Source organism: Demequina capsici (assembly GCF_032102965.1).
Taxonomy (GTDB): domain Bacteria; phylum Actinomycetota; class Actinomycetes; order Actinomycetales; family Demequinaceae; genus Demequina; species Demequina capsici.
The window spans coordinates 1,552,606-1,567,163 of the sequence record NZ_CP134880.1; the positions used below are offsets into that span (position 1 = coordinate 1,552,606).

At 67.1% G+C, this 14,558-nt stretch carries 12 protein-coding genes and 1 tRNA gene; 7 read left to right on the forward strand and 6 right to left on the reverse strand.

Going from position 1 to position 14,558, the window contains the following annotated elements; all coding sequences use genetic code 11:
- Nucleotides 1-113: 113 nt before the first annotated feature.
- From rpsA to polA, 3 genes are all read right to left on the reverse strand, one after another.
- The gene (gene rpsA / locus RN607_RS07470; RefSeq protein WP_313541536.1) at nt 114-1,610 is read right to left on the reverse strand and encodes a 30S ribosomal protein S1; all 1,497 of its coding nucleotides are present in this window, start codon (nt 1,608-1,610) and stop codon (nt 114-116) included.
- 168 nt (nt 1,611-1,778) lie between these two features.
- Complete coding sequence (locus RN607_RS07475) at nt 1,779-2,801, reverse strand: 6-phosphofructokinase (RefSeq protein ID WP_313501644.1); 1,023 nt, start codon at nt 2,799-2,801, stop codon at nt 1,779-1,781.
- A 10-nt stretch (nt 2,802-2,811) separates the two neighbouring features.
- On the reverse strand, nt 2,812-5,421 hold the full coding sequence (gene polA, locus RN607_RS07480) for a DNA polymerase I (RefSeq protein WP_376784256.1): 2,610 nt from the start codon (nt 5,419-5,421) through the stop codon (nt 2,812-2,814).
- Nucleotides 5,422-5,487: 66 nt separating this feature from the next.
- On the opposite strand from polA, the gene RN607_RS07485 reads away from it, so the two are divergent.
- The 5 genes from RN607_RS07485 (at nt 5,488) to RN607_RS07505 (ending at nt 9,687) form a co-directional block, all read left to right on the forward strand.
- On the forward strand, nt 5,488-5,904 hold the full coding sequence (locus RN607_RS07485) for a PaaI family thioesterase (protein WP_313541541.1): 417 nt from the start codon (nt 5,488-5,490) through the stop codon (nt 5,902-5,904).
- Between the two features lie 98 nt (nt 5,905-6,002).
- Nucleotides 6,003-7,115, forward strand: a complete 1,113-nt coding sequence (locus tag RN607_RS07490; RefSeq protein ID WP_313501648.1) for a branched-chain amino acid ABC transporter permease — start codon at nt 6,003-6,005, stop codon at nt 7,113-7,115.
- A 3-nt stretch (nt 7,116-7,118) separates the two neighbouring features.
- Nucleotides 7,119-8,102: a branched-chain amino acid ABC transporter permease gene (locus tag RN607_RS07495; protein WP_313501650.1), complete on the forward strand. Its 984-nt coding sequence runs from the start codon at nt 7,119-7,121 to the stop codon at nt 8,100-8,102.
- A complete protein-coding gene (locus RN607_RS07500; RefSeq protein WP_313501652.1) occupies nt 8,095-8,958 on the forward strand; it encodes an ABC transporter ATP-binding protein in 864 nt (287 codons plus the stop codon). The genes RN607_RS07495 and RN607_RS07500 overlap by 8 nt, the downstream gene beginning before the upstream one ends.
- On the forward strand, nt 8,959-9,687 hold the full coding sequence (locus tag RN607_RS07505) for an ABC transporter ATP-binding protein (protein ID WP_313501654.1): 729 nt from the start codon (nt 8,959-8,961) through the stop codon (nt 9,685-9,687).
- A 426-nt stretch (nt 9,688-10,113) separates the two neighbouring features.
- Here the strand turns inward: RN607_RS07505 and RN607_RS07510 are convergent, their stop codons facing one another.
- The gene (locus tag RN607_RS07510; protein WP_313501657.1) at nt 10,114-11,388 is read right to left on the reverse strand and encodes an ABC transporter substrate-binding protein; all 1,275 of its coding nucleotides are present in this window, start codon (nt 11,386-11,388) and stop codon (nt 10,114-10,116) included.
- A gap of 262 nt (nt 11,389-11,650) precedes the next feature.
- Nucleotides 11,651-12,277 carry an ANTAR domain-containing response regulator gene (locus RN607_RS07515; protein ID WP_313501659.1) on the reverse strand — a complete coding sequence of 209 codons (627 nt, stop codon included), beginning with the start codon at nt 12,275-12,277 and terminating at the stop codon, nt 11,651-11,653.
- Between the two features lie 21 nt (nt 12,278-12,298).
- On the opposite strand from RN607_RS07515, the gene RN607_RS07520 reads away from it, so the two are divergent.
- Nucleotides 12,299-12,372, forward strand: a tRNA-Leu gene (locus RN607_RS07520).
- Nucleotides 12,373-12,532: 160 nt separating this feature from the next.
- Entirely contained in the window at nt 12,533-12,997 is a 465-nt protein-coding gene (locus RN607_RS07525; protein ID WP_313501660.1) for a methylglyoxal synthase, read from the forward strand.
- Between the two features lie 132 nt (nt 12,998-13,129).
- On the opposite strand, the gene pyk is transcribed toward RN607_RS07525, so the two are convergent.
- Nucleotides 13,130-14,548 (reverse strand): pyruvate kinase, encoded by a 1,419-nt coding sequence (gene pyk / locus RN607_RS07530; RefSeq protein WP_313541543.1) that lies wholly within the window; start codon nt 14,546-14,548, stop codon nt 13,130-13,132.
- Nucleotides 14,549-14,558: the final 10 nt, after the last annotated feature.

Consider the following 14,558-nt stretch of genomic DNA (forward strand, 5'->3'; position numbering starts at 1 on the left):
CACCGCCGAGACCCGACCCGCAACCTGAAGTGGGACACGACACACGGGCTCGTCACCCCGGATACACCGAGGGCCGCGACCCTCACGGATCGCGGCCCTCGGTGACCGAGCGGTTAGTTGCCCGTCAGCTTCTCGCGCAGAGCGGCGAGGCGCTCGTCGGACGCCAGGGTTCCGGCGTCGGACAGGTCCTCGTCCTGCGAGCTGTAGGAGGTCGGGGCACCCTTGGCAGCGGCACGCTTGCGCGGCGCGGCAGCGGAAGCCGGGGCCTCGGCCTCGGCGGAGGCGGCCTGCTCCTCCTGCTTGGCGACGAACGCCTTGTGGGCCTCCCAGCGCTCGTGGGCCTCGGCGTACTCCGCCTCCCACGCCTCGCGCTGCTCCTCGTAGCCCTCGCGCCACTCCTGGGTCTCCGGGTCGAAGCCCTCGGGGTACTTGTAGTTGCCGGCCTCGTCGTACTCGGCCGTCATGCCGTAGAGCGCGGGGTCGAAGTCCTCGCCCTCGGGGTCGACGCCCTCGTTCGCCTGCTTGATGGACAGCGAGATGCGGCGGCGCTCGAGGTCGATGTCGATGATCTTGACGAAGACCTCCTCGTCAGCCTGAACGACCTGCTCGGGCAGCTCGACGTGACGGACGGCGAGCTCGGAGATGTGCACCAGGCCCTCGATGCCCTCGTAGACGCGCACGAACGCGCCGAACGGGACGAGCTTGGTGACCTTGCCCGGGACGATCTGACCGATCGCGTGGGTGCGGGCGTAGACGGCCCACGGGTCCTCCTGGGTCGCCTTGAGCGACAGCGAGACGCGCTCGCGGTCCATGTCGATGTCGAGAACCTCGACCTCGACCTCCTGGCCCACCGACACGACCTCGTTCGGGTGGTCGATGTGCTTCCACGACAGCTCGGAGACGTGGACCAGGCCGTCCACGCCGCCGAGGTCGACGAACGCACCGAAGTTGACGATCGACGACACGACACCCTTGCGGACCTGGCCCGGCTTCAGCGCGGTGAGGAACGACGAGCGCACCTCGGACTGCGTCTGCTCGAGGAAGGCACGGCGCGACAGGACCACGTTGTTGCGGTTCTTGTCGAGCTCGATGATCTTCGCCTCGATCTGCTGGCCGATGTACGGGCCGAGGTCGCGGACGCGACGCATCTCGACGAGCGAGGCCGGAAGGAAGCCGCGGAGGCCGATGTCGACGATCAGGCCGCCCTTGACGACCTCGATGACGGTACCGGTGACGACGCCGTCCTCCTCCTTGATCTTCTCGATCGAGCCCCAGGCGCGCTCGTACTGCGCGCGCTTCTTGGACAGGATCAGACGGCCTTCCTTGTCCTCCTTGGTCAGGACGAGCGCCTCGATGGTGTCGCCGACGTTGACGACGTCATCGGGGTCGGCGTCGTGGCGGATGGAGAGCTCGCGGGCGGGGATCACGCCTTCGGTCTTGTAACCGATGTCGAGGAGGACCTCGTCACGGTCGACCTTGACGATGGTGCCCTCGACGAGGTCGCCGTCGTCGAAGTTCTTGATGGTCGCGTCGATGGCAGCGAGGAAGTCCTCAGCAGTGCCGATGTCGTTGACGGCGATCGGGGTGGACTCGGGGGAGGAAACGGACATTAAGGAGTTGCTCCGGTGGACATGGAAATCGAATGAATATGGACAGGCCGACTGCGCGCTCACGAAGGCGCGACGAAGGCCATCGACAATGGTAACGCCTCTACGCGTCGCAGTACAAAGAGGCGAAGGTCACCGTCGCGTAACGGTTGGCATCGCCCTGCGTAGCGATCAGAGCTCGCGAGCGGCCTCGAGGAGACCCTCAGGGACCCACTTCGTCTTGCCGGACATCACTGAGAAGTCCTTCAGGACGACCTCCTCGCCGTTGATGGCGGTGAACTTGTGGCTCTCCCCCGCGACGATCGCGTCGATCGCGGCCACGCCGAAGCGTGTGCCGAGCAGGCGGTCCGCCGCGGTCGGGATGCCGCCTCGCTGGACGTATCCGAGCACCGTGAGCCGTGCGGGGAACCCCGTGCGCGCCTCGAGCGCCTTCGTGACCTCATGACCGATCGAGCCTGCGATCGGGTTGCCCTTGTCGTCGATCGTCGCGTTGCCGTCCCACGAGGTGCCCTCGGCAGGGATGGCGCCTTCCGCGACCGCCACGATCGAGAAGTTCTTGTAGCGATGGCGATGCTTGATGCGCTTCGCGATCTGATCGATGTCGAAGGGCTCCTCGGGGGCGAGGATGATGTCCGCGCCACCGGCGATTCCCGCGGTGACGGCGATCCAGCCGCTGTGCCTGCCCATGAGCTCCACGACCATGACCCGGTTGTGGGACTCGGCGGTCGAGTGGAGCCTGTCGATCGCCTCAGTAGCCACCGTCACGGCGGTGTCGAACCCGATCGCGCTGTCAGTGCCGACCACGTCGTTGTCGATCGTCTTCGGGATGCCGATCACGGGAACACCGACGGCGTCGGACACCTTGCCTGCCGCCTTGAGCGTGCCGTCGCCGCCGATGCAGATCAGCCCGTCGAGCTTCTCGTTGTGCACGGTGTCCCGCACCGCTTCGAGACCGCCGGGGACCTTGTGCGGGTGGCACCTGGCGGTGCCCAGCATCGTGCCTCCCTCGACGAGGATGCCCGACACGTCATCGCGGGTGAGCGGCTTCGCATCCCCGTCGATCACGCCCTGCCACCCGTTCTGGAAGCCGACGATCGAGCAGCCGTGCTGCGCGGTGCCGCGCTTCACGACCGCGCGGATCGCCGCGTTCAGGCCCGGGCAGTCTCCGCCGCCCGTGAGGATTCCGATGCGCATGCCACCATCCCTAGTGTCCTGCGGCGCGCCAGCTGGCGCCCGCTCCAACGTTCACGTCGAGAGGCACGGCGAGGTCAGCCGCACCTCCCATCTCCTCCCTGAGAATGGCCTCGACCGCTGCCCGTTCGTCCGGCGCGGTCTCGACCACCAGCTCATCATGCACCTGGAGGACCTGCCTGGAGGACAGACGTTCGTCCCGAAGTCGTCGTTCGACGCCCAGCATCGCACGCTTGATCAGGTCAGCAGCGGAGCCCTGGATCGGCGCGTTGAGCGCCGCCCGCTCCGCGATCTCACGCCGCTGGCGATTCGTCGAGGTGAGATCCGGGATATAGCGTCGACGGCCGAAGATCGTCTCCGTGTAGCCGTCCTCACGCGCCTGCGCGACCACCCCCCTCAGGTAGTCACGCACCCCGCCGAACCTCGCGAAGTAGTCGTCCATGAGCGCCTGCGCCTGGCTCACGTCCAGCCCCAGCTGCTTCGACAGGCCGAAGCTCGACAGCCCGTACGCAAGGCCGTAGGACATGGCCTTCACGTGGGATCGCATCTCAGGCGTGACGTCGACTGGCTCGACGCCGTACACGCGAGCGCCCACGAACCGGTGCAGGTCCTCGCCTGCCCGGAATGCCTCGATGAGAGCCTCGTCTCCCGAGAGGTGGGCCATGATCCGCATCTCGATCTGGCTGTAGTCGGCGGTCACGAGGGTGTCGTACCCGTCGCCGACCACGAACGCCTCGCGGATCCGGTGGCCCTCGTCGGTGCGGATCGGGATGTTCTGGAGGTTCGGGTCACGAGAGCTGAGCCTGCCGGTCGCGGCGACCGTCTGCGAGAAGGTCGTATGGATCCTCCCGTCGGCACGGACCTCGGCAGCGAGACCCTTGATGATCTGAGCCAGCTTGGTGGCGTCCCGATGCGCGAGCAACGCCTCGAGGAACGGATGCGGACGTTTGGCGTACAGCTCCTGGAGCGAGCCCGCGTCGGTGGAGTAGCCCGTCTTGATCTTGCGGGTCTTCGGCATCCCCAGACGCTCGAACAGCACCTCCTGCAGCTGCTTCGGGCTGCCGAGGTTCACCTGGTCGCCGTCGATCGCGTCGTACGCGTCCTGCGCGGCGAGCGCGGCGCGACCGAGGGCCTCGTCGGAGAGCGACTCGAGATGGCCGGCGTCGACCGCGATCCCTGCATGTTCCATGCGCGCGAGGACGTCGATCAGCGGGATCTCGATGTCGCGGTACAGATCCGCCATCCCACGTTGGTCGACCTCCGCCTCGAGCGCGGCGGCGAGAGCCTCGACGTGCGCTGCGCGCTCCCCCGCACCCGTCGCTGCCGAGCTGCCGAGACCGAGATCGAGCTCGCCGCCGCCCGACGGTGACATCGCCACCACGCTCAGATAGCGCTGGACGACGGAGTCGAGGTCGAACCCTCGCTGATCAGGATTCACAAGGAACGCGGCGATCTGGGTGTCGCCGCTCACCCCGGCGAGGACGGCTCCCCTCGCGGCGAGAGCGTGCCACGCGTCCTTGGCGCCGTGCACCGTCTTGAGGATGTTCGCGTCGGCGAGCCAGTCCCACAGCCTGCGCTCGTCGTCAGAGGACAGATCCGCGAGGTCGAGGCCCCACGCGGCCCCGCCCTGGGCGACGCCGACAGCCCAGGCATCCGCGTCCGCACCGATGCGTCCCTCGACGTGCAGCGCCACCGGACCCGCGAGCGCGACGATCGCGTCGAGCGCGCCGTCGACGACCACCTGAAGCTCGTTGGGGGTCGCAGGCGCCTCCGCCTGGTCGCTGCCGGCGACGAACGGAAGGAGCCGGTCCCTCAGCGTGCGGAACTGCAGCGCATCGCAGACCGCGTGGATCGCCGGAGCATCCGCGCCCGTGTACTCCAGCTGGTCGAGCGCGAGCGGCACCTCGAGGTCCGTCAGCAGATGGTTCAGCTCCCTGTTGAGCCGCACCGCGTCCAGGTGCTGTCGCAGGCTCTGACCGGCCTTGCCGGGCACGTCGTCGGCCTGGGCGAGGATCCCCTCCAGTCCGCCGTACGCGGCGATCCACTTCGCAGCCGTCTTGGGCCCGACGCCAGGAACGCCAGGCAGGTTGTCCGACGTCTCCCCGACGAGGGCGGCGAGGTCGGGATAGCGGCCGGGGTCCACGCCGTACTTCTCGCGGACAGCGTCAGGGGTGAACTCCACGAGGTCCGACACGCCCTTGCGCGGGTACAGGAGCGTCACGTCCTCGTTGACCAGCTGGATCGTGTCGCGGTCCCCGGAGACCACGAGCACGCGCAGGCCCGCCTCACGGCCCAGCCGAGAGTACGTCGCGAGCAGGTCGTCGGCCTCGTAGCGCGGCTTGTCGACCGCGGCGACGCCCATGGCGTCGAGCATCTCGCGGATGAGCGGGACCTGCGGCTCGAACTCTGGAGGGGTCGCATCGCGCGTGCCCTTGTACGACGGCAGGCGTTCCGTGCGGAAGGTCCCTCCGGGAAGGTCGAACGCCACGGCGACATGGGTGGGCTCCCGGTCCCTCATCAGGGTGGCGAGCATCGTCGTGAAGCCGTACACCGCGTTCGTGGGGGTGCCGGTCTCGGTGGAGAAGTTCTCCACGGGAAGGCCGAAGAAGGCTCGGAAGGCCATCGACAGGCCATCGACCAACAGAAGTGTGCCTTGGGGGGTCGCGCTCACACATGACAACCTATCGTCATGACTGACATCGACGGAGACCTGACCCGCGTCATCCCCGGCTCGCTGATGGAGCGCCTGGGCATCACCCTGCTCGAGGTCGGCGCGGACAAGGTGGTCGGGACGATGCCGGTCCTAGGCAACACCCAGCCCGTCGGCCTGCTCCACGGCGGCGCGACCGCTGCGCTGGCGGAGACCCTCGGCTCGTACGGCGCAGCGGTGCACGCCGGCCCGGGACGCACCGCAGTAGGGATCGACCTCTCCATCACGCATCACAGGGCCGTCAGAGATGGCCACGTGACCGCCACCGCGATTCCGCTGCACCTCGGCGGACGCGTCTGCTCGTACACGATCGAGGTGGTCGACGACAAGGGGATCAGGGTCGCATCGGCGCGGCTTACCTGCGTTCTCGTCCCTGATTCGCAGAATTCCGAATAGAAAGGCAGGAATCCATCCGTCTCCGTCACGTTATCGCGTCGCTACACAACCGAAACATGCCTGGTCTAGATTGACGTAATCCCTAACAGGAGGAAACAGTGACGACGACCATCGATCGCCGCGTCATCGTGCGTGCGATCGTCGTTTTCCTGCTGGCTGCGGCAGTCATCACCGTCATCTCGGTGATCATGTCCGACAGCGCGCAGGCGACTGACACGGCGACCCACGTGGTCGCCGCTGACACGTCGAGCGGCGACAGCACCACGACCGCCACCACCACAGCGACTGCCGGGACCAACAGGATTCTCCAGTCGCTCGTCAACGGACTCGCCTTCGGAACGCTCCTCGCGCTCGCGTCCGTCGGCCTCTCGCTCATCTACGGAACCACGGGGCTCAGCAACTTCGCCCATGGCGAGCAGGTGTCCTTCGGCGCCGTGCTGACGTACTTCCTGGTCACGCCCCAGCCCGTCACGATCCCGTTCGTACCTGTCTCGTTCACCATCGGGCTGCCGCTCGTGGTGGGCGCGATCATCGCGATCGCGGTATCCGCGGGCACCGGCTGGCTCCAGGACAAGTTCCTGTGGAGCCCGCTGCGCCGCAGGGGCGTCGGAACAGTCCAGCAGATGATCGTGTCGATCGGTCTTTCGCTCGCGATGCTCAACTTCATCCAGTGGTGGGTAGGCGGCGGCCGGTTCCGCCTCACGATCGAGATCGACCAGCCGATCAGCCTCGGTCTCGTCACGATCGGTCGGACCACCCTGATCTCCCTGGTGATCGCGCTGGCCTGCCTGGGCGGTGTCTCCTGGTTCCTCCTCAAGACGCGCCTGGGACGCGCGACGCGCGCCGTCTCCGACAATCCAGCGCTCGCATCGGCGTCCGGGATCCAGGTCGGCAAGATCATCCGCCTCGTGTGGATCATCGCCGCGGGTCTCGCGGGACTCGGCGGCATCCTCCTCGGCCTCTACGAGGAGGGCACCGCGTTCGACGCAGGGGCCCGGCTCCTGATGCTGATGTTCGCTGCGGTCACGCTCGGCGGACTCGGCCAGGCGTTCGGCGCCCTGGTCGGCTCGCTGGTGATCGGAGTGGTCGCCGAGATGTCGACGATCTGGCTGCCCGCCGACCTCAAGGTCGCCGTCGCGCTGGTGATCCTCATCCTGGTGCTGCTCGTGAGGCCACAGGGAATTCTCGGACGAGCGGAAAGGGTCGGATAGCGCATGGACTTCGCAGGCCTTCTCACCGACGCCACCAGGGAGATGTTCGCTCCCACCACCGCCGCCTTCGCGCTCGCCGCGATCGGCCTCAACTTCCACTTCGGGCTCACGGGCCTGCTCAACATGGGGCACGCAGGCTTCATGCTCCTGGGCATGTACGGATACGCGATCACCGTCCGCGAAGGCGGGTCGATGTGGCTGGGGATCCTCGTCGCGATGGTGCTCGCGATGCTGTTCGGTCTCCTACTCGGATGGCCCACGCTCAAGCTCCGCGGCGACTATCTGGCGATCGTGACGATCGCAGCAGCAGAGTTCGTCAGATTCCTCGGCAGATCGTCGGTGATGAAGAACATCACCGGGGGTTCCACCGGAATCCGCGGGTCCGACTACAAGGCCCCGTTCGAGGCCCTGTCGCCATTCCCCGACAAGCAGATCACCATCGGACTGTGGACGCTCCACGGGTCGTCGTCCACCTCCTGGTGGCTCGTCGTCGTGTCATGGTCGATGGTCGCGATCTTCGCGTGGCTGTTCTGGATGCTCGCCAGGTCTCCCTGGGGACGCGTGCTCAAGGGAGTTCGCGAGGACGAGGATGCGGTCCGCTCGCTCGGCAAGAACGTGTACGCCTACAAGATGCAGGCGCTCGTGATCGGCGGCGTGATCGGCGCGCTCGGTGGGATCCTCTGGTCCTTCGGCAACGCGGTCTCCCCCGACTCGATGGGCCGTCCCACGACGTTCTGGATCTGGACGCTGCTGCTGCTCGGCGGTGCCGCGACCGTCTTCGGCCCGATCCTCGGCTCGGTGCTCTTCTGGACCGCACTGGTCCTTGTGAAGGGTCTCGCCGCGATGTTCATCCCCGAGACCCTGATGACGGCCACGCAGCGCGAGCCGTTCGCGCTCATCCTCGTGGGCGTGGCACTGATGCTGCTCGTGATCTTCAGACCACAAGGCATCCTCGGCAACAGAAGGGAGCTGGCGATCAATGGCTGACAAGATCAAGCCCGCGAAGCCGGCCAAGGACCCGTTCGCGAACGTGCCCCACGAGGCAGGCGCCCCGAAGCTCGACAAGATCATCGTGGCCGACAGCATCCAGCGTCGCTTCGGCGGCCTCACGGCTGTCGACGTCGCCCACTTCGAGGTCCAGCGCAACGCGATCACCGCGCTGATCGGGCCGAACGGCGCCGGCAAGTCCACCTTCTTCAACCTGCTGACGGGCTTCGACCGCCCACAGACCGGCGAGTGGTCGTTCAACGGGTTCTCTCTTCACTCGAAGTCGCCTGCACAGGTCGCACGCTCGGGGATGGTGCGCACGTTCCAGCTGACCAAGGCGCTCTCCCGCATGACCGTGATGGAGAACATGCGACTCGGCGCGGCCAACCAGGTCGGCGAGAACCTGGTGCGCGCGATGTTCCCCTCCCTGTGGAAGAAGCAGGAGGCGGAGATCACCGAGAAGGCAGAGGAGCTGCTCCGTCGCTTCAAGCTCGACAAGAAGCGTGACGACTATGCGGGGGAGCTCTCCGGCGGTCAGCGCAAGCTGCTCGAGATGGCGCGCGCGCTCATGTCGGACCCGGAGATCGTGATGCTCGACGAGCCCATGGCCGGCGTCAACCCCGCCCTCACCGAGTCTCTGCTGGACCACATCGTCGAGCTCAAGAACCAGGGCGTCACGGTCCTGTTCGTCGAGCACGACATGCACATGGTCCGCCGGATCTCCGACTGGGTGGTGGTGATGGCCGAGGGCAAGATCATCGCCGAGGGACCGCCGAACACCGTCATGGCCAACAAAGCGGTGCAGGACGCCTACCTGGGCGCGCACCACGACACCGACCTGTTCGAGGAGCGGTAAGTGAACGACGCACCTGTGATCCTGCACGCCGACGACATCACCGCCGGCTACCTCCCTGGCATAGACATCCTCAACGGATGCACCATGGAGGTCCGCGAAGGCGAGCTCATCGGAATCATCGGACCCAACGGCGCCGGCAAGTCGACCTTCCTCAAGGCCCTCTTCGGGCTGGTGCCCGTCCGGTCCGGGACCGTGTCCCTCGCCGGCCAGGACATCACCAACAAGCGCGCCGATGAGCTCGTGCGGCGGGGCATCGGCTTCGTGCCCCAGACGAACAACGTCTTCCCGTCGCTCACCATCGAGGAGAACCTCGAGATGGGTGCCTACCAGGCGCACAGGAGCTTCAAGACGCAGTTCGAGAAGATCGTGGACCTGTTCCCCGTGCTCGGCGAGCGTCGGAGCCAGCGAGCAGGCTCCCTGTCGGGTGGCGAGCGCCAGATGGTCGCCATGGCGAGAGCGCTCATGATGGATCCTCACGTCCTGCTGCTCGACGAGCCCTCCGCGGGCCTCTCCCCTGCTCGCCAGGACGAGACGTTCGTGCGCACGCGAGACATCAACCGCACCGGCGTCACGGTCATCATGGTCGAGCAGAACGCGCGCCGCTGCCTGCAGATCGCCGATCGTGGCTACGTGCTCGACCAGGGGACGTCGGCGTACACGGCCACCGGCCAGGAGCTGCTGAAGGACCCCAAGGTCATCGAGCTCTACCTGGGGACGCTCGGAGCCTAGACCAGCGTCGATCGAGGGGCGTCACCACAACGTGGTGGCGCCCTTCGTCGTCGGTCTCCGCGCGTCGCGCGGCGCTCCGGACCCGATGTCGTCCCCGCCGGTTCAACCCGCCCAGCCGGTGCTCCCAGGGAAGGCAGCACGCGATCCCGTGCCGTCGAGCGGGACGCACTCCCGTGTCGAAGCCGCGGCCACCCATGGTGCCTTCGCTCGGGCTGACGCGGCCGGCGCGTCGTCCACCTGCAGGACCGCAAGGCGGGGATCGCGACGGCATCCCAGCACCGGTCTCCCCTGCGCGGACGGCCGAAGTGAAGGACCGCCGACGCGAGCGGAGACCCCGTCCGCGGTCAGTCCGTCGGCACACGCGAAAGGGCCCCCGGCCGAAGCCGGGGGCCCTTCCAGCGCTGTGCTACCAGCTGCCTACACGACTCAGGCCGCGGGGACCTCGCCGTAGACCGCCTCGGTCCACACCGGGACGTTGTCGCCATCGAAGACGTACACGCCGATGTAGGCCGACGACGGGTCGTTCTGCGCGTTGAACGCACCGGAGCCGGACACGGACTTGTATGCGATCTCCTCGCCGCTGGCGAGCAGGTCTGCACACTCCTGGAAGCCGGAGCACTCCGTGCCACCGTCAGCGCCGGAGACCGCCGCCATGTTGGCCTGGATCGTCGCACCGTCGGTCGCCCCACCGCGGACCGCCGCGAGGGCGAGCAGCATGGTCGAGTCGTACGACTCCGCGCCGTAGGAGTACGAGTCGAGCTTGGAGCCGTTCGCGCCGTCCAGCAGTGCCTGGAAGTCGGTCGACGGCATGGCGCCGGGGATGGTGCCCTTCGCGCCCTCAAGGGTGCCCGCAGGCAGGTCGGCCGAGTAGTCGGCCGTGTTGCCATCGGTGAAGTACAGCTTGGAGCCATCGAATCCCGCACCCACGAGCTCGGGGATGATCTGCTTGGTCTGGTCGAACGCGATCACCGCGATGGCGTCGGGGTTCGTGGCCATGACCGCCTGGACCTCAGCCGAGAAGTTGGTGGCGTTGGGGTCGAACGTCTCCGTGGCGCCGTACGTGATGTTCACGCCGGCCGCCTCAGCGGTCGAGACGATGACGTCACGGAGCGACGTGCCGTAGTCGTCCTCGAACACCAGGATGCCGAGGTTCTTGATGCCGTCGTCGATGATGACGTTGGCAAGCGCGTTGCCCTGGACCGTGTCCGGCGGAGCGACGCGGAAGTAGAAGGGCGAGTAGCCCGACAGAGCGGTCGACGTGTTCGCCGGCGAGATCTGCACGACAGAGGCCGCGGCGATGTCGTCGACGACGTTCAGGGACACCGAGGACGAAGCCGCGCCGACGATGCCGCCGACGCCGTCCGCGATCAGCGACGAGACCGACTGCGACGCGATCTGCGGGTTCGCAGTGTCGGACGAGTCCGCGTCGATCTCCTCGACGGGCTGACCGAGCACGCCACCAGCGTCGTTGATCTCGCTCACGGCGAGCTTCACACCTGCGATCTCGGGCGGGCCGAGGAAGGCGAGCGAACCGGTGATCGGGAGCAGCGTGCCGATCTTCAGCGCGTCGCCGGAGGCGCTGCTGTCACCGCTGGCCGAGGTGGACGCCCCGGTACCCGAGTCGGTGGAGCAGGCGGCGAGCGCCAGCGTCGCGACGGCCGCTACGGCCGCGCCACGCGCGATGGTGTTCCATCGTGCCATGTTCTTTCCTCCAAACTGACGGGAGCCACCGTCAGCGCATCGCTGTAGGGACGGTCCCTACTCGATTCCGCCAAACTAGCGAGCGATTGTTTCTCTCATGGGTCACTCGCATCACGATTTCGTGACCTTGGCGGTTTCCGTGCGGAGGAAATCTGCATTTAACAGAGCATTCGACGACGACTTCATCGGCGTGAGCCGTGGGGCGGCACGCGAGAGGGGCGCTGCCCCCTCTCGGAAGCCGCGCCCCTCATCGACGTCGAGGCTACTTGCCACCCATCTGATCGATGACAGCCTCAGCGACCTCGCGCATCGTGAGACGGCGGTCCATGGACGTCTTCTGGATCCAGCGGAACGATTCGGGCTCGTTGAGCTTCATCTTCTCCATGAGCAGGCCCTTCGCACGCTCGACCTTCTTGCGGGTCTCCATGCGCTCCGTGATGTCTGCGATCTCCGACTCGAGCGCCCTGATCTCCTGGTACCGCGACGCAGCGATCTCGACGGCCGGAAGCAGGTCTCCGGGCGTGAACGGCTTCACCACATACGCCATGGCGCCTGCGTCGCGCGCGCGCTCCACGAGCTCGGTCTGCGAGAACGCGGTCAGCAGCACCACAGGCGCGACACGGTCCTTCGCGATGTGCTCCGCGGCCGTGATCCCGTCCATCACCGGCATCTTCACGTCCATCACGACGATGTCAGGCTTGAGCTCCTTCGCCTTGGCGATCGCCTCCTCGCCGTCTCCGGCCTCACCGACGACCTCATAGCCGCCCTCGGTGAGCGTCTCGACGATGTCCATGCGGATAAGGGCCTCGTCCTCGACCACAAGGGCGCGACGGGACCTGGTCGACGCGGCTCCGCTGGCCGCCGTCTTGTTGTCATGTTCTGCTGTCACAGGCGCTAGCCTAGTCGTCACGCCCCGATACCCCAACCGGCAGAGGGAGTCGGCTCAAACCCGATTCAGTGTGGGTTCGAATCCCACTCGGGGCACTGTGCGCGCACCCCTGCGGGCAGGCCTGTCCCAGTACTGCGCCCCGCAGCCGGCGTGATCAGCGACTGTCAGGCCGGTGTCGATGGTCTGGCATGCTTGTGGAGGTTCCCCTATCCGCGTGCCTCCCCTGCGCACGCCCGACATTCCGGAGGCTCGGCCATGAACCGCGTCAAGAGGCATATCGCGCTGGTCGCGCACGACAACAAGAAGGTGGAGCTTCTCCAGTGGGCGAGCTTCAACAAGGTCCGCCTCGCACCGCACCACCTCTACGCCACCGGCACCACCGGCACCATGCTCGAGTACGAGCTCGGGCTCCCGGTGCAGCGCTTCCTGTCGGGCCCGGTCGGCGGCGACCAGCAGATCGGCGGACGGATCGCCGAAGGCCTCATCGACATGCTGATCTTCTTCTGGGATCCGCTGGAGCCGCAGCCCCACGACCCTGATGTGAAGGCTCTGCTCCGCCTGGGCGCACTCTGGAACATCCCCATGGCGTCGAACGTCGCGACAGCCGACTTCATCATCTCCTCCGAGCTCTTCGAGTCCGACTACGACCGCGCGATCCCGGACCTCGGCCCGCGGAACTGGGAGGACATGCGCCCCCAGGAGGACGCGCCGGACGCGTGACCGCGACAGTCGGTCGCCCACGCCCCGCCGTGTGAGGAATCGGCTCCAAGCCTCGCCCGCCGTGGGACGACGAAGGGCCCAGCCGGAAGCTCCGGCTGGGCCCTTCGCACGTCAGAGGAGCCGAGGCTCCCGTCAGTGGCGGATCTGACCGACCTTGTGCACGAGGATCGAGTTCGTCGTTCCAGGCGTGCCGACCGGCGCACCCGACACGACGATCACGAACTCGCCATCCGACGCGAGGCCGTTGTCCTTGAGGTACGAGTCGACCACCTTGACCATCGCATCGGTCGACTCCGGCGCCTCCACGAGCTCTGCGGTGATGCCCCACGACAGCGCGAGACGACGGAGCGTGTTGTCATCGGGCGTGAACGCCAGCATCGGGGTCTCGGGACGCAGGCGCGACATCCGTCGGGCGGAGTCACCGGACTGCGTGAAGACGCAGATGTACTTGATGTCGAGGTTCTCGGCGATCTCGGCAGCCGCGTGGGTGATCGCTCCACCGCGCGACTTCGGAACGGTCGGGAACGGCGCGATCCGGCTGCGCCCCTTGAGCTCCGTGTTCGACACGATGCGCGCCATCGTCTCGACGGTGACGATCGGGAAGTCGCCGACCGAGGTCTCGCCGGACAGCATGACCGCGTCCGTGCCGTCGAGAATCGCGTTGGCGCAGTCGGAGGTCTCCGCACGGGTCGGAACCGGCGCGTGGGTCATCGACTCGAGGACCTGCGTGGCGACGATGACGGGCTTCGCCTTGGCGCGGCAGAGCTCGATGGCGCGCTTCTGAACGAGCGGCACCTCCTCCAGGGGAAGCTCCACGCCGAGGTCACCACGGGCGACCATGACGCCGTCGAACGCGTCGACGATCTCCTCGAGGTTGTCGACCGCCTGAGGCTTCTCCACCTTGGCGATGACGGGGACCGAACGTCCCTCCTCAGCCATGATGCGGGCGACGTCCTCGTAGTCCTTGGCGGACCGCACGAACGACAGCGCGATGTAGTCGGCGCCGAGCTTGAGTCCCCAGCGCAGGTCCGACTCGTCCTTGTCGGACAGCGCGGGCACGGACACGGCGACGCCCGGAAGGTTGATGCCCTTGTTGTTGGACACGGGGCCAGGCACGACGACCTTCGTGACGACGTCGGTGTCGGTCACCTCGGTGACCTCAAGACGCACCTTGCCGTCGTCGATCAGCAGTGTGTCGCCGATGTGGCAGTCGCCCGGAAGGCCCTTGAAGGTGGTGCCGCAGATGTCCTTGGTGCCGACGACGTCGCGGGTCGTGATGGTGAAGACGTCGCCCACGGCGAGGTCGTGGGGGCCGTCGGCGAACTTCTCAAGACGGATCTTGGGACCCTGGAGGTCCACGAGGACGGCCACGTTGCGGCCCGACTCCTCGGCAGCCTGACGAACGTTCCGGTAGACCTGCTCGTGCTCCTCGGCGCTTCCGTGGCTGCGGTTGATCCGCGCCACGTCCATGCCGGCGTTCACCAGCTCGCGCATCCTGTCGAGCGGCGCGGTGGCCGGTCCGATCGTGCAGACAATCTTCGCGTTTCGCATGTTCTCCAAC

What these genes read in the sequence shown, in the direction of transcription:
- rpsA (WP_313541536.1), bottom strand. Translation starts at nt 1,610, where the DNA reads ATGTCCGTTTCCTCCCCCGAGTCCACCCCGATCGCCGTCAACGACATC.
- RN607_RS07475 (WP_313501644.1), bottom strand. Translation starts at nt 2,801, where the DNA reads ATGCGCATCGGAATCCTCACGGGCGGCGGAGACTGCCCGGGCCTGAAC.
- polA (WP_376784256.1), bottom strand. Translation starts at nt 5,421, where the DNA reads ATGGCCTTCCGAGCCTTCTTCGGCCTTCCCGTGGAGAACTTCTCCACC.
- RN607_RS07485 (WP_313541541.1), top strand. Translation starts at nt 5,488, where the DNA reads ATGACTGACATCGACGGAGACCTGACCCGCGTCATCCCCGGCTCGCTG.
- RN607_RS07495 (WP_313501650.1), top strand. Translation starts at nt 7,119, where the DNA reads ATGGACTTCGCAGGCCTTCTCACCGACGCCACCAGGGAGATGTTCGCT.
- RN607_RS07500 (WP_313501652.1), top strand. Translation starts at nt 8,095, where the DNA reads ATGGCTGACAAGATCAAGCCCGCGAAGCCGGCCAAGGACCCGTTCGCG.
- RN607_RS07510 (WP_313501657.1), bottom strand. Translation starts at nt 11,388, where the DNA reads ATGGCACGATGGAACACCATCGCGCGTGGCGCGGCCGTAGCGGCCGTC.
- RN607_RS07525 (WP_313501660.1), top strand. Translation starts at nt 12,533, where the DNA reads ATGAACCGCGTCAAGAGGCATATCGCGCTGGTCGCGCACGACAACAAG.
- pyk (WP_313541543.1), bottom strand. Translation starts at nt 14,548, where the DNA reads ATGCGAAACGCGAAGATTGTCTGCACGATCGGACCGGCCACCGCGCCG.